Raw genomic sequence first — 21,114 nt, 5'->3', positions numbered from 1 at the left:
ACGATTCGACGGACGCCCCCTGCGCCACGCATTCCAGGCATCTTGCACCGATGTCGGCACGGCGCCTGCGACCGGCGTCACCTCTGCCGGTCTGGCTCCGCTCAGGCCGCCTTGCGCAACTGCCAGGCACTGACCAGGCGCGCGCCCAGCCAACCCAGCAAGGCCGCTACCGGCGGCACGGCGCCCAGCACCCACAGCGGCAACGCTCCTACCTGTAGCTTGCCGTCATACACATGACTAAGCCGTGTCACCGGCTCGGCCAGCGCCATTTCAACCAGCACCGCCACGCCTGCGGCAAGCACACCGCTGAACAAGCCGTACCAGATGCCCGCATAAAGATAGGGCCGCCGCACGAATGCGCGGCTCGCACCGACCAGCATCAGTACACCGATTTCTTCGCTACGGCTGGCGATATCCACGCGCACGGTATTCCCCACCACCAGCAACACCGCCAGCGCCAGCAGTACGGCAAGTACCAGCACGGCGCGGTTGCCTACGCCAAGCAACGCATCCAGGCGCTGGCGCCAGGTGCCGCTGTCCTGCACGAGATCCACGCCCTGCGTTTCGCGCAGCTCGCTGACCAGGCGCCCCACCGCGTCGGCATCAAGGCCCTGCTTCGGCAGCACTTCGATGGCATAAGGCAGCGGATTGTTATCCAGGGTATGCAGCGCGCCAGAGAAGCCTTGCATCTTGGCCAGCTCATCCATGCCCTGCTGCGGAGTTTTCACGGTCACCGTCGCGATGTCCGCACGCTCGCGCAATTTGGTCGCCAGCAGCTCCACCGCCGGACCGCTCTGGCTGGGTTGCAGGAACACTGACACCGTCTGGTTCTGCCCCAGCACATCGCCCAGCTTCTGCACATTGCCGAGCAACAGATAAAACGTCAGCGGCAGCGCCAGCGCCAGCGCCATCACGGCCACGGTCAGCAAAGTGCCGACGGGACGGGACATCAGGCGACGCAAACTGGCCGCCGCGCTCCAGCCATGATGCTCGCGCCAGCTCGCTACCGGCCGTGCGCGGCTACGCTCTACCCGTGGCGCAGCCTCGGGCACAATCGGCATCTCGTTAGGAAATTCCGGTTGCGTGGTCACAGCACCTCCTGCGCGGCGACGTCGGCGACCAGGCGGCCGTGATCCAGCACCACCACACGCTTCTTGATGCGCTTGATCAGCGGCAGATCATGACTGGCGATCAACACCGTGGTGCCAACCTGCTGGAACTCGGCGAACAGCGCCATGATCTCTACCGCCAACTGCGGATCGAGGTTGCCGGTAGGTTCGTCGGCGATTAGCAAGGTCGGCTTGGCGACGATGGCGCGGGCGATACCCACGCGCTGCTGCTCACCGGTCGACAGCGTGACGGGCAGTTGCCGCTCATAAGAGAGCAGCCCCACCTTTTCCAGCGCTGCGCGCACACGACGGCCGCGCTCGACCGGAGCGATGCCGCCGATCACCAGCGGCAGCTCGACATTGGCGAATACGGTGCGGTCCATCAGCAAACGATGGTCCTGGAACACCATGCCGATGCGCCGCCGCAGCTTGGGTATACCGCCGCGCCCGATCTTGGACAGGTTCTGCCCATCCAGGGTAATCACGCCATGCGACGGCCGCTCGATCAGGCCGAGCAGCTTCAACAGCGTGCTCTTGCCCGCGCCCGAGTGTCCGGTCACGAAAGCCATTTCGCCGGGAGCGACATGGAAAGATAGCTGCGACAGGGCCTCGTGGCCGCCTTCGTAGCGTTTGCTGACTTGGTCGAAGCGGATCACCGCGTTTCCTCGATCCCTGATGCCGCACTGGCGGCAAGGATAAGGGATGGCGCCGCCAAGGTGAGCCCCCGCCGCGCGTTTTCTACGCGCGGCGGAGTCCGGTTCAGCGGCCGGTGAACAGCCGCGCCAGGCGACGGAAGAAGCCCTGCTTCTTCGGTGCCGCTTCCGTGTTGTGGCCGGCGGTCAGGGCAACCTGGCGTGACGGACGGGAGCCGTTGGTATCGGCGCCACTGCGCTCGCGCGACGGGCGACGCTCGCCACGTGCACCGTGACCGTTATCGTTCAACGCGGTGACATTGACGCCATTCTCGTTATGGCCCGGCGCGCCTTCGCGGCGACGGCCGCGGCCGCCACGGCGGCGACGGCGCTTGTGTTCGCCTTCGGCCGTGACCGCTTCCTGGCCCACCGCGGGTGCTGCAGGCTGGGCCGATTCGTCGGTAGTCGCAACCTTGGCCGGCTGCTCCGCACGCGGCTTGCGCGGCTGGCCGTCGCGAGGCTGACGCTCGCCGTCGCGCCCGCCACGGCTACGCGGGCGACCGCGCGAACCACCTTCCTTCTTTTCGCGGCTCTCGACCTTGTCGCCAAAGGCTGCGCTGTCGGCGGCCGCTTCGGCAGCGTATTGCGGATCGATCTCGCGCGGCTTCGGCATCACCAGCAGTTCGGGATCGATGGTGGCCACCGGGATGCGCTGGCCGATGTAAGTCTCGATATCCGGCAACGACATGGCGTACAAGTCGCAGGCGAAGCTGATCGCGTCGCCTTCGGCACCCAGGCGCGCGGTACGGCCGATACGGTGCACGTAATCCTCGGCGTCCTGCGGCAGGTCGTAGTTGAAGACGTGGCTGACCGCAGGAATGTGCAGGCCGCGCGCGGCGACGTCAGTGCACACCAGCATGTCGAGCTGGCCGTCCTGGAAGCGCTGCAGCAACTTCTGGCGCTTCAGCTGCGGCACGTCACCGGACAACGCGCCCACCCGGTAACCCTGGCGCTTCACGCGGTCGGTGATGCGCTCGGCGGCGGCCTTAGTGTTGACGAAGACAATGCTGCGGCTGGGCTTGGTGCGCTCCAGCAGGTTGAGCAGCAACGGCATCTTCTCCTCCTTGGAGGGGAAGTAGACCTGCTGGCGCACGCGGTCGGCGGTGACGTTCTCAGTCTCCACCACCAGCTTCTCGGCGTTGTGCATGTGCTCGTAGGCCAGCTCCAGCACGCGATGGCTCAACGTGGCGGAGAACAGCAGCACCTGGCGCTGCTCGCGCGCCGGCAGGCGGCGGAAGATGAAGCGCACATCCTTGATGAAACCGAGGTCGAACATGCGGTCGGCCTCGTCGATCACCATCACTTCGACGCCATTGAAACCGAACACGTTCTGCTTGTAGTAGTCGAGCAGGCGGCCGGGGGTGGCGATGATGATGTCGCAGCCATCGTGCAACTGCTGGCGCTGCTTGTCGTAGTCGACGCCGCCGTAGATCAGCGCGGTCTTCAGGCCGGTGTGGCGGCCGATGTTGCGCGCGTCCTTGTCGATCTGGATGGCCAGCTCGCGGGTCGGCGCGATCACCAGGGCACGCGGGTCGCTGTCCTTGCGCTCGGCCACGGCCGGGCGGGTCAGCAGGCGATTCATCATCGCGACCAGGAAGGCGCAGGTCTTGCCGGTGCCGGTCTGGGCCTGGCCGGCCACGTCACGGCCGGTCAGCGCCATCGGCAGGGTCAGTGCCTGGATGGGCGTGCAGCGGGTGAAACCGCTCTCGTCCAGGCCCTGTTGCAGCAGGGGGTGAAGTTCAAAATTTGTAAAGAAGGTGTCGGTGAGTACGGTTTGGGACATTAGATGAGTAGTCAGCGGTAGGGCGGCCACGACAGTGGTGCGCCCGGCCCCACGGCGGTCGGCAGCCCGGGACGGGTGGATGAGACGGCGCGGGCCAAAAGCGAGGATGGCCGGGCAGCGCGGCAAAGGCCGCGGTGGATCGCGGTGCGCTTCGCGGCTGGCGCCGAGGTGGCGGGCTCTGGAACCGGCAGTCCCGCTGACATAGGTGAACAGGCTGTACAGAGGAGCCTTTTCACCTATATCAACGGAACTGTCCGATGCAGCCCTTGAATCGCTTGAATCGTGCCCTGAGTTACGCTGGAATGGAGGCCTGCCGCAACGGCATCACTTCCTTTTTCCGGTCCGACCCGCGCTTCATGGGCGCCCCAGTGTAGCCGATGCTGGCCGCGCGGTCGTCAAACCTTCCCCCCGCCCAGTTTCGGAGACCCCGGTGAGCGACCTGATTACCCATGTAAGCGATGACGCCTTCGAGCAGGAAGTGCTGAAGTCCGATACCCCCGTCCTGCTCGACTTCTGGGCGGAGTGGTGCGGCCCCTGCAAGGCCATCGCACCGATCCTGGACGATCTGGCCAAGCAGTACGAAGGCAAGCTGCGCATCGCCAAGATCAATATCGACCACAACCAGAAGACCCCGCGGAATTACGGCGTACGCGGCATTCCCACCCTGATGGTGTTCAAGAACGGCAAGGTCGAAGCGACCCAGATCGGCGCCGTGAGCAAGGGTCAGCTGGCCCAGATGATCGACAAGGCGATCTGATTCGCCTCATTGCATCCGCCGCACCGCTTTACGGCGTCACGCGGCGGGTGCTAGATTCCATAGGCCTGTTGGGACGCTGTCCCCCGCGCCCTCCGCGCTTCGAGCGCAACCTTCCCTCCTGTAATTAACGGCGCCCCGTGAGGTTTGCCCGTGTCCGATATCGAAAGCAAAGACCAGACCGACGCCAAGAGCGCCGAACCCAAGACCGTGGCTGACGCGCCGCGTACGCGAGCGCCACGCAAGTCGGCTGCCGCGGCGGCCAGCGCCGAAAGCGCACCGAGGACGGAGAAGCCGGAGTACACCCCTCCGCCGCCGCTTCCGCCGATCGAGCGACCAGCCCCGTCTTACGAAGCGCCTGTGCAGGCCAGCCTCCCGGTCGACGGCGGCGGCTCCTCTCAGGGCGATGGCGCGCCGCGCGACAACGCTCCGCAGCAGGCGCGCGAAGGTGGCCAGCCCAATCAAGGCGGCAACCCGAACAACCCGAACAACCCGAACAACAACGATCGTCGCAATGACCGCAACGATCGTGGCCGCCGCCGTCGCCACGAGCGCAACCAGCAGCGTGGCGGCCAGGGTGGCGGCGGTGGTGGTGGCGGACAGCAACAGCATCCGCGCAACAATAACGGCCTGCCGGTGGACGACGAGTACGCTGACGCCGGCAGCAACGACCGCCTGATCAACCTTACTGAGCTCAAGCGCAAGAACGCGATCCAGCTGATGGAATTCGCCGAGTCGCTGGGCGTCCAGGAAGGCGTCGCCCGCGCCCGCAAGCAGGATGTGGTGTTCAACATCCTCAAGGCCCACGCCCGCTCCGGCGGCGGTATCTGGGCTGAGGGCGTGCTGGAAATCCTGCAGGACGGCTTCGGCTTCCTGCGTTCGGCTGACGAGTCCTACCTGGCCGGCCCGGACGACATCTACGTCTCGCCCAGCCAGATCCGCCGCTTCAACCTGCGCACCGGCGACTACATCACCGGACGCGTGCGCCATCCGAAGGAAGGCGAGCGCTACTTCGCGCTGCTGAAGGTCGACGACATCAACGGCGATCCGCCGGAAGCGTCGAAGAACAAGATGCTGTTCGAGAACCTGACGCCGCTGTTTCCGCGCAAGGCGTTCCATCTCGAGCGCGGCAATGGCTCCACCGAAGACATCACCGGCCGCATCCTGGACCTGGTGGCGCCGATCGGTCGCGGCCAGCGCGGCCTGATCGTGTCGCAGCCGAAGTCCGGTAAGACGATGATGCTGCAGAACATCGCGCAGGCCATCCAGTACAACCATCCGGACGTGCATCTGATCATGCTGTTGATCGACGAGCGCCCGGAGGAAGTGACCGAAATCGCCCGCACCGTGCGCGCCGAGGTCATCAGCTCCACCTTCGACGAACCGGCCGTGCGCCACGTGCAGGTCGCCGAAATGGTGATCGAGCGCGCCAAGCGCCTGGTCGAGCACAAGAAGGATGTGGTGATCCTGCTCGACTCGATCACCCGCCTCGCCCGCGCCTACAACACCGTGGTACCCAGCTCCGGCAAGGTGCTCACCGGCGGTGTCGACGCCAACGCCCTGCAGCGTCCCAAGCGCTTCTTCGGCGCCGCGCGCAATGTGGAAGAAGGCGGCTCGCTGACCATCATCGCCACCGCGCTGACCGACACCGGCAGCAAGATGGACGAGGTGATCTACGAAGAGTTCAAGGGCACCGGCAACATGGAAGTGCACTTGAACCGCCGCATTTCCGAGAAGCGCGTGTACCCGGCCATCGACATCAACCGCTCCGGCACCCGCCGCGAAGACCTGCTGATCGACCCGGACCTGCTCGCCAAGATCTGGATCCTGCGCAAGCTGCTGCATCCGATGGACGAGCTGGCCGCGATGGAGTTCATGCTGGACAAGATGAAGAACACCAAGACCAACGACGAGTTCTTCAACTCCATGAAGCGCTGAGGCCACCGCCTCTCGCAGCACGTCGAAGGGCCGGCCTTGCGCCGGCCTTTCGTTTGAAGTGGACGCTCCGCCCCCGCTATTTTGCGGGCCTGCGCAACTGTTAGCATGTTGCGGAATCCGTTCACTGTGTCCCGTATGCGCATCCTGTTAGTCGAAGACGATCCCATGGTTGCCGACGGCATAGTCCGCGGCCTCACCGGCGAAGGTTATGTGGTGGACCACACCGCCATGGCCGAGCCGGTTTCCGGCATGATGGAAAGCGCCCACTACGACCTGGCCATCGTCGACCTCGGCCTGCCCGGCGAGGACGGCTTCAGCCTGGTGCGCCGGCTGCGCCGCTCCGGCAAGGCCCTGCCCCTGTTGATCGTCACCGCCCGCGACAGCCTGGATGACCGTGTCGGCACGCTGGACCTGGGCGCCGACGACTACATGGTGAAGCCGTTCGCCCTGCCGGAACTGGCCGCGCGCTGCCGCGCCCTGATCCGCCGCGCCAGCGCCGCCACTTCCAACGAACTGACGGTCGGCAAGCTGCGCATCGACCTTGCCGGACGCCGCGCGATCAATGCCGCCGGCGAAGCACTGGAGCTGACCCGCCGCGAATGGTCGATCCTGGAATGCCTGGCCCATCACAGCGGCAAAGTGGTGAGCAAGGAGCGCCTGACCCAGGCCATCGCCGGCTGGAGCGAGGATATCTCCGGCAATGCGATCGAGGTGCATGTCTCGCGCCTGCGCAGCAAGCTGGGCGAATCCGCCTCGATACGCGGCATCCGTGGACTCGGCTATCGCCTCGAGGACAACTGATATCAAGCGGTTCCGTCCCAGCGTCCGTCGCCGTCTGCTGGGCTATCTGCTCGCCCCGCTGACGCTGATGCTGGTGATCGGCGTAGCGATCGATCACCACTCCATCGTCAGTCCGATCTACGCCGCCTTCGACCGCTCGCTGTCGCGTGCCGTGCTGGCCGTTGCCGCGCAGATCCACCGGCAGCCCGGCGGACAGTTCGACATCATGCTGCCCGATCATCCGCCGCCGCCCTTGCGCGCGCTGCCGGAAGAACGCTTCTTCTATCGCGTCAGCAACGAACAGGGCGCGACCCTGGCCGGCTCGCCCGACCTGCCTGTCGTGCCCGCGATCCACAACGACGAGTTCGCCTATCAGGACGCCGACTACCACGGCATGGGCCTGCGCCTGGTGAGCTATCGCCTGGTCGAGGCTGGCGAACGCCTGGTGATCACCGTGGGCGAGACGCCGCACCGGCGCAACCGCGCCGTGCATCAAATGGATCTGTCCTTCGGCGTCAACGACAGCGTGCAGATGTTGCTAGTGTTCGGCATCGCCCTGTTCGGTATCAGCGTGGCGCTGCGTCCGCTGCAACGCCTGCGCGACCAGATCACCGGCCGTCCCGCGCATATCCTCACCGCCTTGCCGACAGAGCAAGTGCCCAGCGAAGTGCTGCCACTGGTCGATTCGCTCAACACCTTGCTCGCCACCGTGCGCGAATCGGCGCTGTCGCAACAGCACTTCCTCGCCAATGCGGCGCACCAGCTACGCACGCCGCTGACCGGACTGAAAGCCCAACTCGAAGTGCTTGTCCGCGAAACCAGCGGCACGCCTTTGCAGTCGCGCATCGACCAATTGCACGGCGGTATCGACCGGCTCGCCCACACCGCCAACCAACTGCTGGCTTTGGCGCGTGCTGAACCATCGGCACACGGCTCCAGCCATTTCCTGCCGGTGGATCTGTCCAATCTGGTCGCCGAAGTGATCGGCGCCTCGCTCGACCGCGCGCTCGCGTACGACATCGACCTCGGCGCCGACTGCCAGCCGGCCGAAGTCTCCGGCGTGTACTGGGTGCTGCACGAACTGCTGACCAACCTGGTCGATAACGCCATCCGCTATACGCCGCCCGGCGGCCACATCACCCTGCGCTGCGGCGTGGCGCAGGGCCAACCGTTCCTCGAGGTCGACGACACCGGCAGCGGCATCCCGCCGGAGGAACGCGAACGCGTCAAGGAACGCTTCTATCGCGGCCAGAACAGCGGCGGCGACAGTTGCGGCCTGGGCCTGTCCATCGTGGACGAATCCGCCCGCGCCCATGGCGCCACCTTCAGCATCCTCGACGGCGGCTGCGGCCGCGGCACGCGCATGCGCATCGACTTTCCGGCGATGGAGAGCGATACCCGGCGCCCTTCGTCAAGGGATGCCCTGAACCCGTCTACGTAGCCGCCATGATGTGTGGGAGGTTCGCAGGGTGTGGCGCGCGGCGACGGCAAGGCTGGCTGCCTTGCCTAGACGTGGGCCGCAGCCTGCGGACCTCCCACACATCACCCTGTCATTTTGATTCAACACGTGAGGGCCGGCTCTGTCTGCCCACCGCTCCGCGGCGCGCCGGCTAGGAAGACGGCCAGTCTGCCGTCGCCAACGCACCACGGAGCGGCGAGCAGACAGAGCCGGTGGCGGCTACGTAGACGGGTTCAGAGCATCCCTTGCTGACACTCGGCACTTTGAAAATGCCGGGAACACCCCCAAAGTGGGGCGACCCTCGTGAAGGAGCCACCCGTGTCTATACCCAGTGCCGTCAAGAGCACGCCCATTGGCGACCGCCAGCAGCTCACCGACTATCTCGCCGCTGGCGAGAAGCCCCGTGAAGCCTGGCGCATCGGCACCGAGCACGAAAAATTCGGTTTCCTGACCGACAACCTGCGCCCACCCACCTTCGACGGGGAGCGCGGCATCCGCGTCCTGCTGGAACGCCTGGCCGAACGCTACGGCTGGGAGGTGGCACGCGAAGGCGAGAACCCGGTGGCGCTGTCGCGAGACAAGGCCTCGATCACGCTGGAGCCGGCCGGCCAACTGGAGCTTTCCGGCGCACCACTGGAAACCATCCACCAGACCTGTTGCGAGGTGAATACCCATCTGGAGGAAGTACGCTCGATCGCTGACGATCTCGGCATCGGCTTTCTCGGCATGGGCTTCCAACCCAAGTGGCGCCGCGACGAAATGCCATGGATGCCCAAGGGCCGCTACAAGATCATGCGCGAATACATGCCCAAGGTCGGCTCGCTCGGCCTGGACATGATGACGCGCACCTGCACCGTGCAGGTCAATCTCGATTTCGCCAGCGAAGCGGACATGGTGCGCAAGTTCCGCACCAGCCTCGCACTGCAGCCGATCGCCACCGCGCTGTTCGCGGATTCGCCGTTCAAGGAAGGAATTCCAAACGGCTTTCTGTCGTACCGCTCTCACGTATGGACCGACACCGATGCGAACCGCACCGGCATGCTCGACTTCGTGTTCGAGGACGGCTTCGGCTACGAGCGCTATGTCGATTACATCCTCGATGTGCCGATGTACTTCAGCTATCAGGACGGCCGCTACATCGATCTCGCGGGCCAGGACTTCAAGCGCTTCATGCAAGGCGAACTGCCGTCCCTGCCCGGGGTGAAGGCCACCATGAAAGATTGGGCGGACCATCTCACCACCGCCTTCCCCGAAGTGCGCCTCAAGCAATACCTGGAAATGCGCGGCGCCGATGGCGGCCCGTGGAACCGGCTGTGCGCCCTGCCCGCGCTATGGGTAGGCCTGCTTTATGACGACGAAGCGCTGCAGGCCGCCTGGGATCTGGTGAAGGATTTCAACCGCGCCGAGCGCCATGCCCTGCGCGACGGCGTGCCGAAACACGCACTGAAGCTGCCGTTCCGTGGCTACTCGGTACGCGAGCTGGCCGCTGAGACGCTGAAGATCGCTGCGCACGGCCTCAAGCGCAGGCAGAGACTCAACCGCAACGGCGCCGACGAAAGCATCTTCCTCGAACCGCTGCTCGAAATCGTCGAGGCCAACCAGACGCCGGCCGAGCGCAAGCTGGAATTGTTCCATGGCGCGTGGAACGGCAGTGTCGATCCGGTATTCCGCGAATTCGCTTACTGAGCAGACTCGCCAAGCGTGAAGGACCAAAGGGCGGACCGTGAGGTCCGCCCTTTTATATTTATGCGTGGGTGCGAATGCCCAGCCAGCGCGCCAGCAACGTATCCACGCTGGCTTTGCCCGGCCCGGCCACCAGCAGCCAGAAGAAAATCAGGATGTAGGTGAGCTCCGAGGTCTCGACCAGATCGTCGAGCCCCGACAGATCCATCGACACGACCAACGCGAGGGCCACGATCATGTTGATGATCATCGGCACGCATACGAGCCGTGTGAACAGACCGAGTATCAACAGCACACCGCCGATCAGATCGGTCCATGCCGACAGCGTCGCGCTAAAGACAGGAAACGGAATGTGCCAACCGATGAAGCGCTGGGTGAAGCCATCCAGATGCTGCACTTTGCCTATCCCGGTCTCCAGCCAGAAGTAGCCGAACACCAATCGCAGCACCAGCGGACCCGTCCAGCGCGCCGCATACAAAACATCCAGCAGGCGCGAAGCGCGCGTGGCAATAAACTGTCGCATCGTGATCGTTCCTTGGAGAGGGTGTCCGCATGATGTCCGCCACCCCTGGCCGCCTCCATGTCCCACCGTCCGCGCTTTCTTGCCCGCCGTCCTGTCCTGCACACTTATCCGCGCGTCCGGACGATTGGTCATAAACGCGGGATGTTCGGAAGCATCCGGCGCCTTGATCGCTGCGCACAATATCGGCGTCGAGACCGGAACCTATCCCCTGCATGCCGGACGAGACACTTTCGCCGCAAACCGCGGCCCCTGACATTTCCAAGGAGTCACAGATGAAGACCAAGACATTCAACGGTGGTGCGATGGCCGCGATGGTGGCGGGCCTGTTTGCGATGACCGCAGCCTCGGCCGCTATGGCTGCCGACCAGTCCTCCACCGGCAACAAGGCCGAGGTGAAGTGCATGAACTCGTCGGCCTGTAAGGGCCACGGTGCATGCAAGCAGGCCAGCAACTCTTGCAAGGGCAAGAACGCTTGCAAGGGTCAGGGCTTCACCATGCAGAAGAGCCAGCAGGACTGCGACGCCGCCCAGGCTGCCGCCAAGACGGCTGGCTGATGTATCCGGCGGGGTTTCGACTTACACGAGACCCCGCCAGTTTTTCTTCATCGAGGAGATCTCGCCATGCCTACCTCCGCCCGCCTGCCCCACCTTGGTTATGGCCTGGGCCTGCGCGTCGAGTACTACCAGGAACTGCTCGAGCATCCGCAGGGCGTCGAATGGCTGGAGATCGTCTCCGAGAACTACATGGTGCCCGGCGGCCTGCCGCTGGTCTGGCTGGAACGCTTCCGCGAGCGCTTTCCGCTGGCGATGCACGGCGTATCGATGTCCATCGGCAGTACCGATCCGCTGGACGAAGGCTATCTGTCTCGCCTCGCCACACTGGCGAACCGCATCGAGCCAGCGTGGATCTCCGATCACCTCTGCTGGACCGGGGTGCAGGGCGTGAATCTGCACGACCTGATGCCACTGCCCTACACCGAGGAAGCGCTCGCTCACGTGGTGGAACGCGTAAAGCAGGTACAGGACCGTCTCGGTCGCCGCATCCTGCTGGAGAACGTCTCCAGCTATGTCAGCTTCGCCGACGCACAACTGACCGAGTGGGAGTTTCTCGCCGCCGTGGCCGAGCGCGCCGACTGCCTGATCCTGCTCGACATCAACAATATCTATGTCAGCGCGCAGAACCATCGTTTCGCGCCGCTGCGCTATCTCGATGGCATCCCCCCGCCTCGCGTGCAGCAGTTCCACCTTGCGGGGCATGAACAGGGCGGAGCGCTGATCATCGATACCCACGACGCACCGGTCGCGTCGCCTGTGTGGGAACTCTACCAGGATGCCGTGCGCCGCTTCGGCCCGGTCTCCACCATGATCGAACGCGACGACCATATGCCGCCGCTCGCCGAGTTGCTCGCCGAACTGGCTCAGGCACGCGCCTTGGCCGAGCCGTTGTTGAGGCATGCGGCATGAGCAGCCTGCAAGCGTTGCAGCAGCGCATGCAGCAAGCCGTGCTGGCGGACAAGCCGCCACGGCTGGACGACATTCGCGGTGACGCCAGCGCCGATGCGCAAGCGCGGCTCGGCATCTACCGGCATGGCTACCGCGCACGACTGCGCGACGCGCTCGCCAGCGAATACTCCGGCCTGCGCTGCCTCGCCGGCCGCCGCTTCAACACGCTGCTGGACCGTTACATCGACGCGCACCCGTCCACCCACTACAACATCCGTTGGCACGGCGCGGGTCTCGCCGCATTCCTCGACTATGCGCAGCCCTGGCTGGAACGACCCGAGCTGGCCGACATGGCGCGGCTGGACTGGGCCATCTCCACCGCCTTCGACGCGGCCGATGAGGCTTGCGTCGCGCCTGCCGATCTCGCCGTAGTTCCGCCGGAGCGCTGGGTATCCTTGTCTCTGCGGCCGCAAATCCATCTGCAGATACTGACGCTCTCCTGCAATGCCGATGCTTTCCGCCGCGCCGCGGACCAGAGCGGGCCACGCCCGCATCTGCGTCGCTTCCGGCATCCACGTCACCTGCTGGTGTGGCGCCAGGCGCTGGCCGTGCGCTACCGCTGGGTCGCCGATGACGAGCGCCAGCTGCTGGGCGGCGCGACGCGCGGCGAAACCGTGGCAGACCTATGTAGCCGATTGGCCGAGCTGAGCGACGCGGAACAAGCCATGTCGCGCCTCGCCGCCCTGCTTCACGGATGGCTGGAGGCCGGGCTGATCCAGTCCTGGTCGCTGGATGGATAACGACCGCGGAAGGACACCCACCAGAATTCGGGCTACTCACAGGTAACCCAAAGCCCCTCCCCTTCGAATGAACGCTTAGACGCTCAACGAAAGGGATCCTCATGCTCGCCGCAGCCTGCTCCGCTCCCCAGCCATCCGGCATCTGCTCATCGGTGGCACCGGCTCTGGAGGCCCTGCTGAACCAGTCGACGCTGCGCGTGGATATCGTGGCCGAGGAAGAACATTGCGGCTCCTGGTTCCTCGATGAGCCCCGCTTCGATTGCGGCCTGTTTCACCTTGTCGGCGCCGGCGAATGCCGGGTCGAAAGCGAGGCGTTGGTGCGGGCATTACACCTGGAAGCCGGCGATCTGGTGGTACTGCCGCATGGCCATGCGCATCGCCTCACGGCTGCCGACCGCGAGCATCCCGATGCGACCAGCCTCATCTGCGGCGAACTGCATTTCTCCACTCGCGCCCATCATCCGCTCAGCCATGCCTTGCCCGCCTGCTTCGTGGTGCGTTCGAGCGAGGCCGGCTCTACCTTTCGCCAGCTCTCCAGCATGATGGTTGAGGTGTCCAGCTCCGGGCTGGCTGGCCGCCAGGTCTTGCTCAACAAGCTGGCCGATACCCTGTTCACCCTGGCCGTCTGCGACTACGCCAGCCGCAGCACCGAGCGCCGCGGCCTGTTCGCCGCACTGGCGGACACGCGCATCTGCAAAGTGCTGCATGCCGTCCATGAAACACCGGGAAAGAGTTGGACCATGCAGTCGATGGCCGCGCTGGCCTGCATGTCTCGCTCGGCTTTCGCCGAACGCTTCACCCAACTGATGCGCATGCCGCCGATGCAGTACGTCACGCAATGGCGGGTGAGTCTTGCCGAGCAATTGCTGCGCGAGCGGCAACTGTCTGTCGCAGCGATTGCCGAGCGCATGGGCTACGGCAGCGAGGCAGCGTTCCGTCGCCTGTTCAAACGCGTAAGCGGCGTCAGCCCCGGCAGCGTGCGCGCGGATGCGCTCGCGGCATGATGGCCTGGGGATTACGTCGCTTCGCGTGCGCACTTGCATTCACATCGGCCACGTTGTCCGCAACGGCATCGGACGCGCCCGCCACCTGCGACCGCGATATTGCCTGGCAGGTCTTGGGCAGTGGAGGCCCAGAGCTCAACCAGCGAGCGCAGAGCGGTCACGTACTCTGGATCGACGGCAAGGCACGCGCGATCTTCGACGCGGGCGCAGGTACCGCCGTCGCCTTCGGCAAGGCGCAAGGACACTTTGAAGATCTTGACCTGATCGCCCTTTCGCATCTGCACACCGACCACACGGCGGACATACCCGCGTATGTCAAAGCGTCCTTCTTCAGCGAACGTCGAAACGACCTGCCAATCCTCGGCCCTCCCGGCAATGATGCCTTCCCCTCGCTCGGCGCCTGGCTCTCCGCCCTCTTCAGCGACGACCATGCTGCCTATCCGTATCTCGCCGGATTCCTGCAACCCGACGGCGCCGCCTATCGGCTCCGGCCCACCACGTTGCAGCTGAGTGAAGGCGATATCGCCACGGTATTCACCAACCCCGCTTTCAACGTGCGTGCGACACCCGTCCAACACGGACCGGTTCCTGCGCTCGCCTGGCGTGTCGATGTGCGGGGACGCTCGGTGGTCTACCTTGGCGATACGGATGCGCAAGCGTCGGCTCTGCTCGAACTGGCGAAGCATGCCGACCTGCTGATCGCCAATCTGGCAATTTCCGAGCACGGCGATGACGACGTTGCGTCACGCCTGCATGCACCGCCTTCCCGCATTGCCGCGCTGGCGCAACGCGCGGGTGTGCGGCGCCTGCTGCTTTCGCATTTGATGCAGCGTTCCGAGCAGGCCTTGCCGGAGTCGCTGCGCGTCATCCGCTCAATCTACCGCGGACCCGTGGAGGTTGCGCATGATGGCCTATGCCTTCCGCTACCTTTGCGCAACGACGCCATGTAGACAAAAAAAGGGCCGGCATAAGCCGACCCTTTCCGATCCCAATAATACGATGCTGCCTCAGCCGGCGAAGATCCGGCCACCGGCCATACCGCGCTTACACACCACCGGCGGTGCCGTTGCAGACGGTACCGGCCGATGCCTCACCGATATAGGCGCCGGTCGCATCCAGCGCCGTGACGTGCATGATGATGTGATCCTGGTACGGCTGATAACACTGGAACGTACACTCGGCCTTGTGCCCCAGCGGCCCACTGTTATTGCAATGGAACGGTGCGCTCAAATGCGCAGTGCCGCTGAACGACCAGTTGTATTGGAACGGCGTCGGCGAACCCGGGCTCGATGCGGTTGCATCGCAAACATTGACGTCGCACGACAGTGCTACGCCAGTCGACTGCGCATGGGCCGCGGGCGCCACGGCTAACAGACCGAATGCTCCCGATAAGACGATGGATGCAAGCATGGACGGCAGTTTTTGCATGACTTTCTCCTTAAGTGGATGCGAAAAACGGTTTTGATCCGTACAACCATTGCTGCAATCGCGGCCTGCCTTCCAGCAGGCCGCCAGTCCTGCGAACCGGTGCGCGTCTCCCGCACCGGTTCGCCACGACACCGGTTACTTCTTGGCTGCGGGTGCGTTCTTCAGGCCGCGGTCGATCAGCATCGGCTCCACGCTCGGCTCCTTGCCGCGCCAGTCGAGATACAGCTTGCCGAGCTCCACCGTGTTGCCGCGCGAAAGGATCATTGCGCGGAAACGGTCGCCGTTCTCGCGGGTCAGGTCGCCGTGTTCCTTGAACCACTCGAAGGCATCGTCCGACAGCATCTGCGTCCACAGATAGGCGTAGTAGCCGGCGGCGTAGCCGTTGCCCCAGATGTGCTGGAAGTAGCTGGAGCGGTAGCGCGGCGGCACGTAGCTGAGGTCGATCTTGTCCTTCTTCAGCGCGGCGGCTTCGAAGGCGTCGGCGTCCTGCTTCGGCGCATCCGCGCCCAGGCTATGCCAGTTCATGTCGAGCAGGGCGGCGGCGACCAGCTCGGTCATGTCGTAGCCCTTGTTGAAGGTGGCGGCCTTCTTGATCTTGTCCACCAGCGCCTGCGGCATCGGCTCGCCGCTCTGATAGTGCTTGGCGTAGTTGGCGAAGACCTTGGGGTTGGTCGCCCAGTGCTCGTTGAACTGCGACGGGAACTCCACGAAGTCGCGCGCGGTGTTGGCACCCGACAGGCTCGGGTACTGCGAATCAGCGAAGATGCCGTGCAGGCCGTGGCCGAATTCGTGGAACATGGTGATGACGTCATCGAACGACAGCAGCGCCGGCTGGCCTGGTGCCGGCTTGGTGAAGTTGGCGACGTTGTAGATCACCGGCTTGGTGCCGAGCAGCTTGGACTGATCGACGAAGTTGCTCATCCACGCGCCGCCGTTCTTGTTGTCGCGCTTGAAGTAGTCGCAATAGAACAGCGCCATCGAGGTACCGTCCTTGTCGAACACTTCGAACACGCGCACATCCGGCTGGTACACCGGGATGTCCTTGCGCTCCTTGAAGGTCAGCCCGTAGAGCTGGTTGGCGGCGTAGAACACGCCGTTCTGCAGCACGTTGTCCAGCTCGAAGTACGGCTTGATCTGTGACTCGTCAAGATCGTACTTGGCCTTGCGCACCTGCTCGGCGTAGTGGCTCCAGTCCCAGGCTGCGACCTTGAAGCCACCCTTCTGCTGGTCGATCACCGCCTGGATGTCTTTGGCTTCGGTCTGCGCGCGCGCCGTGGCCGGCTGCACCAGGTTCTGCATGAACTTGATGGCCGCTTCCGGCGTCTTCGCCATCTGGTCTTCCAGCGTCCACGCCGCGTAGTTCGGGAAGCCGAGCAGCTTGGCCTGCTCCGCGCGCAACTGCGCGATGCGCTCGATGATGGCGCGGGTATCGTTGGCGTCGCCGTGCTCGGCGCGATCCCACGAAGCCTTGAACAACGCCTCGCGGGTAGCGCGATCGTCCAGGCTCTGCAGTTCCGGCTGCTGCGTGGTGTTCTGCAGCGACAGCACCCACTTGCCGTCGAGCTTGCGCTCCTTGGCGGCCTGCTCGGCGGCAGCGACGTCGCCATCGGAAAGCCCCGCCAGCTTCGCCTTGTCGTCCACCACCACGGCGCCGGCCTTGGTCGCGGCCAGCAGCTTGTTGGTGAACTGCGTGCTGAGCGTGGATTCTTCCTTGTTGAGTTCCTTCAGCTTGGTCTTGTCAGCCTCGGACAGCTTGGCGCCATGGTGCACGAACTTCTGGTAGGTCACTTCCACCAGGCGCAGCGACTCGGGGTCGAGCTTCAACGTGTCGCGCTGCTGATAGATCGCCTCGACGCGCTTGAACAGCTTGTCGTTGAGGTAGATGGCATCCTGGTGCGCGGCCAGCTTGGGCGCTTCCTCTTCCTGCACCTTCTGCAGCGCGTCGCTGGTGTTGGCGCTGGTCACGGCATCAAACGCATTGTTGACACGATGAAGCAGGCTGCCCGACTTCTCCATCGCCACAAAGGTGTTGTCGAAGGTCGGCGCTTCCGCGTTGTCGGCGATCTTCTCGATTTCGACGAGATGCTGCTTCATGCCTTCTTCGATCGCCGGCTGGTAATCGGCTTCCTTGATCTTGTCGAACGGCGGCGCCTGGAACGGCAGCGTGCTGGCCGCAAAGAACGGGTTGGCCGTGGTGGCGGCCGCGGCCGTCGGCGCCGAAGAGGCGGCTGCCGGCGGCTCGCCGGTCTTGGCGGTGTCGTTGGACGGCTGCGAGCAGGCAGCGAGGGCGATCGAGGTGGCGATCACAAGTGCGCGGAGACGAGGCATCGGGCTTCCCAAGGTGGCGCGCCCGCAGTACGGGCGCTGATATGACAGCCTTCGACTCTAACCATAGCCGGCACGTTCTTCCAAGGGCCGGAAGTCAAAGGCCTGAAGTCAAAAGCATGAGGCCCGCGGTGTCAGGCGGCGCGCATGTCGCGCAGCTGCCAGCCCGGGCCGATCAACAGGTTCAGCCGGTGCCGCACGATGCGCATCGGCAGGCTGGTGATCAGGTCGACATCGGTGTGCAGGTCGGCCACGCGAGCGCTTGATTCGGCCGCGGGATCCGTGCCGCCCAGGGTGGGGTCCACTTCGTCCGGCTCCGGCTGCATGGCGCGCCAGCGCTCGAACAGCATGGGTGAGCGCAGGGCCTCCTGCAGCGCGGCAGCGAAATCGTTGGGCCCTGCGCCGTCGTAGCTCAGCGACGGTTCCGCGCCGCGCGCGTGCGCCAGATCGTCGATGGAAAGAAAATAATGGTTGCGACCCGCCATGGCTGTATTCCTCCGCTGAGATATCCGAAACCTACTCGACCAACGCACCCACATCGAGATGGCGCGCCGCCTGCGCCGGCTCGACGCCATGCGGCAACACGCCCAGGCATGGCGCCGGCAGCAGCTCGCGCAGCGTCGCTACATTTTCCTCTACGGCCGCCATGGTCGGATCGACGCGATTGCCGATCCAGCCGAGCAATTCGCAGCCGTCCTCCACGATGGCTCGCGCCGTGAGCAATGCATGGCTGAGACAACCCAGGCGCAGGCCGACCACCAGGATCACCGGCAGGCGCCACATCTTCGGTATGTCCGCGGCGGAGAGCCCCCAGGCCAGCGGCACCAGCCAGCCACCCACGCCTTCCACGACCACTTTGTCATGACTGGCGAGCAACGCCTCAAACGCGTCGCGCAGCGGTGGCAGTGAAATCGTTACGCCCTCATGCATGGCAGCGAGATGTGGCGACAGCGGCTCACGCAAAGCGATCGGATTGATCAGCTCATACGGCACCGGCACGCTGCTGGCCGCCTGCAACGCCAGCGCGTCTTCATTGCGTGGACCATCCGGCGTGGGAAAGCAGCCGCTCGCCACCGGCTTCATGCCGCAGGCCGAATCGCCGGTGCGGCGCAGGGCATGCAGCAGTGCGCACGCCGTATGCGTCTTGCCAATACCGGTATCGGTGCCGGCGATGAAAACGGCCGGCGCGTTCATACCAGACCGTGCCTGCGGCGGAACCGCGTAGTGACCGGGCCAATCAGGAACAACAAGGCGTACATAAGACCCGGCAGCATCCACAAAATGCCCGGCGCGCTATCGGGCATCAGCAAGGCCACCAGCGCAGAGGCAAGGCCGATCGCTGCCGGCACGCTCCACTTCCACTGGCCCAGCTGCGCGAAACGCGCATCAAAACCCTCACGCTCCGCACGCTTGGCCGCGTGACGGAACAACAAGGTCAAGGTTCCCGCCATGCACGCATAACAAAGGCCGAAACAGGTAAACAGGATGCGCATATCCGACGTATCCGCCGGCCGGAACTCGCTGGGAAAGATCGGACTGATGCCGTTGAACACGCTGGCGTACACCATATGCAGCGGATAGATGAAGATCAGCGCAAAAAATACCAGCAACAGCGACAGCCAGCGGCTCCGTGCGTCGCTTTCCGGACAACGTTCGCGCCAATGCACATGGCCATGCCAGAAGAAGGCAATCTGGAAGAAGCAGGCGGCGAAGGCCGGAATGCCGCCCAGCGCATGCAGCAACTTGGCGGTGCTATCGGGAATCACGTCGCCGCCGATTACCAGCAACGTCAGGGTGAACGCGAACGCGCCGTCCACAAACATATCCAGGCGCCCGGCCTCGACGCCCTCACGGTGCACGATTGCATTCATGCCAGCGCCCTCAGGGATGACCTGAACCAGTCTACGTGGCCGCCACCGGCTCTGTCTGCTCGCCGATGCGTGGTGCGTTGGCGACGGCAGACTGGCCGTCTTCCTAGCCAGCGCGCCGCGGAGCGGTGGGCAGACAGAGCCGGCCCTCACACTATGAATTGAATGACAGGGTGATGTGTGGGAGACCCGCAGGCTGCGGCCCACGTCTAGGCAAGGCAGAGCCAGCCTTGCCGTCGCCGCGCGCCACACCCTGCGGGCCTCCCACACATCATGGCGGCCACGTAGACTGGTTCAGGGCATCCCCTTGGTGAGCGCATAATACGGACTTTCCGTCCGGAACCGCGCCATGTTTGAAGTCGCCACGCAAACCTATGCCAGCAAGCGCGAACATTACGAAGATCTGTGCGCACAGGCGCGCGGCATCCTGGCCGGCGAACCCGATCTGATCGCCAATGCGGCGAACTTCGCGGCACTGGTCTTCAACAGCCTGCCGGATCTGAACTGGGCCGGTTTCTATCTGTTCGACGGCAAGGAACTGGTGGTCGGCCCCTTCCAGGGCAAGCCGGCCTGTGTGCGCATCGCGATCGGCCGTGGCGTGTGCGGTACTGCGGCGCAGATGCGACAGACCCAGCTAGTGCGCGACGTGCATGAGTTCGAAGGGCATATCGCCTGCGACGCCGCGTCGAATTCGGAAATCGTCGTTCCGCTGGTCAAGGCGGATGGCAGCCTGCTCGGCGTATGGGACGTGGACAGTCCGCTCGTAGCGCGTTTCGACGATGAAGACCGCGCGGGCATGGAAGCGCTGTGCGCGGTCTTCATGGAAGCTGTGAACGGCTGAGCTTCTTACTCTCGCGGCTGGCGCAGCAGCGCAACCACAGCTTCACGGGCAGACTCGACACCCGTCGCTTCGGTCGACGAGAACACCTGCACCGTCGCCTGCAATCCATCTTGCTCAAACTGCTTGCGCATCGCCGCCAGCGCCTGCGACGCCTGGTTGCGCGACAGCTTGTCGGCCTTGGTCAGCAGCAGGTGGCAGGGCAAGTGGGTCTGGAAGCAGAACTCCAGCATCATCCGGTCGAATTCCTTCAACGGATGGCGGATGTCCGCGATCAGCACCACACCGCGCAGACTGCGGCGCTGGTGCAGGTAGGCATCGATCTCCTGCTTCCAGTGATCACGCAGCTCCGGCGGCACCTTGGCGTAGCCGTAGCCCGGCAGGTCGATCAGCCGTACCTGCAACGGCGGCTGCCCCTCACCCTGCGCCAGCGATGGCAGCGAGAACGCCACCATCTGCTGTGTGCGCCCCGGGGTCTTGGAGGTGCGCGCCAACCCCTTGTGTCCGGTGAGCGCATTCAGCGCGCTGGACTTGCCGGCGTTGGAGCGTCCGGCGAAAGCCACCTCCGCACCCTGATCGGCAGGCAACTGATTGATGCGATGGGCGGCCAGCACAAACTGGGCGCCCTGGAGAGGATTGAGGCTCATTTGGGGGATTCTTCTGGTTTGACCGGCTACGATGCGGCAGG

At 64.7% G+C, this 21,114-nt stretch carries 21 protein-coding genes; 11 read left to right on the top strand and 10 right to left on the bottom strand.

Translation table 11 applies throughout. The features are described 5' to 3' along the window. Window positions 1-101 precede the first annotated feature (101 nt). From ftsX to ISS97_RS01545, 3 genes are all read right to left on the bottom strand, one after another. A complete protein-coding gene (gene ftsX / locus ISS97_RS01555; RefSeq protein ID WP_379987692.1) occupies window positions 102-1,061 on the bottom strand; it encodes a permease-like cell division protein FtsX in 960 nt (319 codons plus the stop codon). A 26-nt stretch (window positions 1,062-1,087) separates the two neighbouring features. Then, complete coding sequence (gene ftsE, locus ISS97_RS01550) at window positions 1,088-1,765, bottom strand: cell division ATP-binding protein FtsE (protein WP_379987532.1); 678 nt, start codon at window positions 1,763-1,765, stop codon at window positions 1,088-1,090. 103 nt (window positions 1,766-1,868) lie between these two features. Beyond that, the gene (locus tag ISS97_RS01545; RefSeq protein ID WP_379987530.1) at window positions 1,869-3,584 is read right to left on the bottom strand and encodes a DEAD/DEAH box helicase; all 1,716 of its coding nucleotides are present in this window, start codon (window positions 3,582-3,584) and stop codon (window positions 1,869-1,871) included. Window positions 3,585-4,014: 430 nt separating this feature from the next. On the opposite strand from ISS97_RS01545, the gene trxA reads away from it, so the two are divergent. From trxA to ISS97_RS01520, 5 genes are all read left to right on the top strand, one after another. Then, the gene (gene trxA, locus ISS97_RS01540; protein ID WP_090449422.1) at window positions 4,015-4,341 is read left to right on the top strand and encodes a thioredoxin TrxA; all 327 of its coding nucleotides are present in this window, start codon (window positions 4,015-4,017) and stop codon (window positions 4,339-4,341) included. Window positions 4,342-4,491: 150 nt separating this feature from the next. Further along, window positions 4,492-6,276 (top strand): transcription termination factor Rho, encoded by a 1,785-nt coding sequence (gene rho, locus ISS97_RS01535; RefSeq protein WP_379987528.1) that lies wholly within the window; start codon window positions 4,492-4,494, stop codon window positions 6,274-6,276. A gap of 135 nt (window positions 6,277-6,411) precedes the next feature. Next, window positions 6,412-7,077: a response regulator gene (locus ISS97_RS01530; protein ID WP_379987526.1), complete on the top strand. Its 666-nt coding sequence runs from the start codon at window positions 6,412-6,414 to the stop codon at window positions 7,075-7,077. Continuing rightward, complete coding sequence (locus tag ISS97_RS01525; protein ID WP_379987524.1) at window positions 7,046-8,497, top strand: sensor histidine kinase; 1,452 nt, start codon at window positions 7,046-7,048, stop codon at window positions 8,495-8,497. Before ISS97_RS01530 ends, ISS97_RS01525 begins: the two co-directional genes overlap by 32 nt. A 336-nt stretch (window positions 8,498-8,833) precedes the next feature. Then, window positions 8,834-10,201 carry a glutamate--cysteine ligase gene (locus ISS97_RS01520; protein WP_379987522.1) on the top strand — a complete coding sequence of 456 codons (1,368 nt, stop codon included), beginning with the start codon at window positions 8,834-8,836 and terminating at the stop codon, window positions 10,199-10,201. A 58-nt stretch (window positions 10,202-10,259) separates the two neighbouring features. Here the strand turns inward: ISS97_RS01520 and ISS97_RS01515 are convergent, their stop codons facing one another. Next, window positions 10,260-10,721: a DoxX family protein gene (locus ISS97_RS01515; RefSeq protein ID WP_379987520.1), complete on the bottom strand. Its 462-nt coding sequence runs from the start codon at window positions 10,719-10,721 to the stop codon at window positions 10,260-10,262. A gap of 272 nt (window positions 10,722-10,993) precedes the next feature. Between ISS97_RS01515 and bufA2 the strand changes: the two genes are divergently transcribed. The 5 genes from bufA2 to ISS97_RS01490 all read left to right on the top strand — a co-directional run bounded on the left by bufA2 (window position 10,994) and on the right by ISS97_RS01490 (window position 14,917). Beyond that, window positions 10,994-11,275 carry a BufA2 family periplasmic bufferin-type metallophore gene (bufA2, locus tag ISS97_RS01510; protein ID WP_379987518.1) on the top strand — a complete coding sequence of 94 codons (282 nt, stop codon included), beginning with the start codon at window positions 10,994-10,996 and terminating at the stop codon, window positions 11,273-11,275. A gap of 66 nt (window positions 11,276-11,341) precedes the next feature. Next, the gene (gene bufB / locus ISS97_RS01505) at window positions 11,342-12,184 is read left to right on the top strand and encodes an MNIO family bufferin maturase (protein WP_379987516.1); all 843 of its coding nucleotides are present in this window, start codon (window positions 11,342-11,344) and stop codon (window positions 12,182-12,184) included. After that, window positions 12,181-12,963, top strand: coding sequence for an HvfC/BufC family peptide modification chaperone (locus ISS97_RS01500; protein ID WP_379987514.1), 783 nt, complete (start codon window positions 12,181-12,183; stop codon window positions 12,961-12,963). Before bufB ends, ISS97_RS01500 begins: the two co-directional genes overlap by 4 nt. A 101-nt stretch (window positions 12,964-13,064) precedes the next feature. Beyond that, window positions 13,065-13,967 (top strand): helix-turn-helix transcriptional regulator, encoded by a 903-nt coding sequence (locus ISS97_RS01495; RefSeq protein ID WP_379987512.1) that lies wholly within the window; start codon window positions 13,065-13,067, stop codon window positions 13,965-13,967. Next, window positions 13,964-14,917 (top strand): MBL fold metallo-hydrolase, encoded by a 954-nt coding sequence (locus tag ISS97_RS01490; RefSeq protein WP_379987511.1) that lies wholly within the window; start codon window positions 13,964-13,966, stop codon window positions 14,915-14,917. Before ISS97_RS01495 ends, ISS97_RS01490 begins: the two co-directional genes overlap by 4 nt. Window positions 14,918-15,011: 94 nt before the next feature. Here the strand turns inward: ISS97_RS01490 and ISS97_RS01485 are convergent, their stop codons facing one another. The 5 genes from ISS97_RS01485 to ISS97_RS01465 all read right to left on the bottom strand — a co-directional run bounded on the left by ISS97_RS01485 (window position 15,012) and on the right by ISS97_RS01465 (window position 19,591). Beyond that, the gene (locus ISS97_RS01485; RefSeq protein WP_379987509.1) at window positions 15,012-15,395 is read right to left on the bottom strand and encodes a hypothetical protein; all 384 of its coding nucleotides are present in this window, start codon (window positions 15,393-15,395) and stop codon (window positions 15,012-15,014) included. 135 nt (window positions 15,396-15,530) lie between these two features. After that, the gene (dcp, locus tag ISS97_RS01480; RefSeq protein WP_379987507.1) at window positions 15,531-17,723 is read right to left on the bottom strand and encodes a peptidyl-dipeptidase Dcp; all 2,193 of its coding nucleotides are present in this window, start codon (window positions 17,721-17,723) and stop codon (window positions 15,531-15,533) included. 131 nt (window positions 17,724-17,854) lie between these two features. Continuing rightward, window positions 17,855-18,205: a hypothetical protein gene (locus ISS97_RS01475; RefSeq protein ID WP_379987505.1), complete on the bottom strand. Its 351-nt coding sequence runs from the start codon at window positions 18,203-18,205 to the stop codon at window positions 17,855-17,857. 31 nt (window positions 18,206-18,236) lie between these two features. After that, window positions 18,237-18,914 carry a dethiobiotin synthase gene (gene bioD, locus ISS97_RS01470; RefSeq protein ID WP_379987504.1) on the bottom strand — a complete coding sequence of 226 codons (678 nt, stop codon included), beginning with the start codon at window positions 18,912-18,914 and terminating at the stop codon, window positions 18,237-18,239. After that, entirely contained in the window at window positions 18,911-19,591 is a 681-nt protein-coding gene (locus tag ISS97_RS01465; RefSeq protein WP_379987503.1) for a TMEM175 family protein, read from the bottom strand. Before ISS97_RS01465 ends, bioD begins: the two co-directional genes overlap by 4 nt. Window positions 19,592-19,937: 346 nt before the next feature. Here ISS97_RS01465 and ISS97_RS01460 point away from each other — a divergent pair, with 346 nt between their 5' ends. Continuing rightward, window positions 19,938-20,429 (top strand): GAF domain-containing protein, encoded by a 492-nt coding sequence (locus ISS97_RS01460; protein ID WP_379987502.1) that lies wholly within the window; start codon window positions 19,938-19,940, stop codon window positions 20,427-20,429. 5 nt (window positions 20,430-20,434) lie between these two features. Here ISS97_RS01460 and yihA read toward each other — a convergent pair whose 3' ends face one another. Beyond that, window positions 20,435-21,073: a ribosome biogenesis GTP-binding protein YihA/YsxC gene (gene yihA, locus ISS97_RS01455; protein ID WP_379987501.1), complete on the bottom strand. Its 639-nt coding sequence runs from the start codon at window positions 21,071-21,073 to the stop codon at window positions 20,435-20,437. Window positions 21,074-21,114: the final 41 nt, after the last annotated feature.

The sequence above is a fragment of the Dyella koreensis genome, from assembly GCF_044904565.1.
Classification (GTDB): Bacteria; Pseudomonadota; Gammaproteobacteria; order Xanthomonadales; family Rhodanobacteraceae; genus Dyella_D; species Dyella_D koreensis.
The sequence above is the reverse complement of the archived record's forward strand: the minus strand, read 5'-3'. Positions and strand labels throughout refer to the sequence as shown.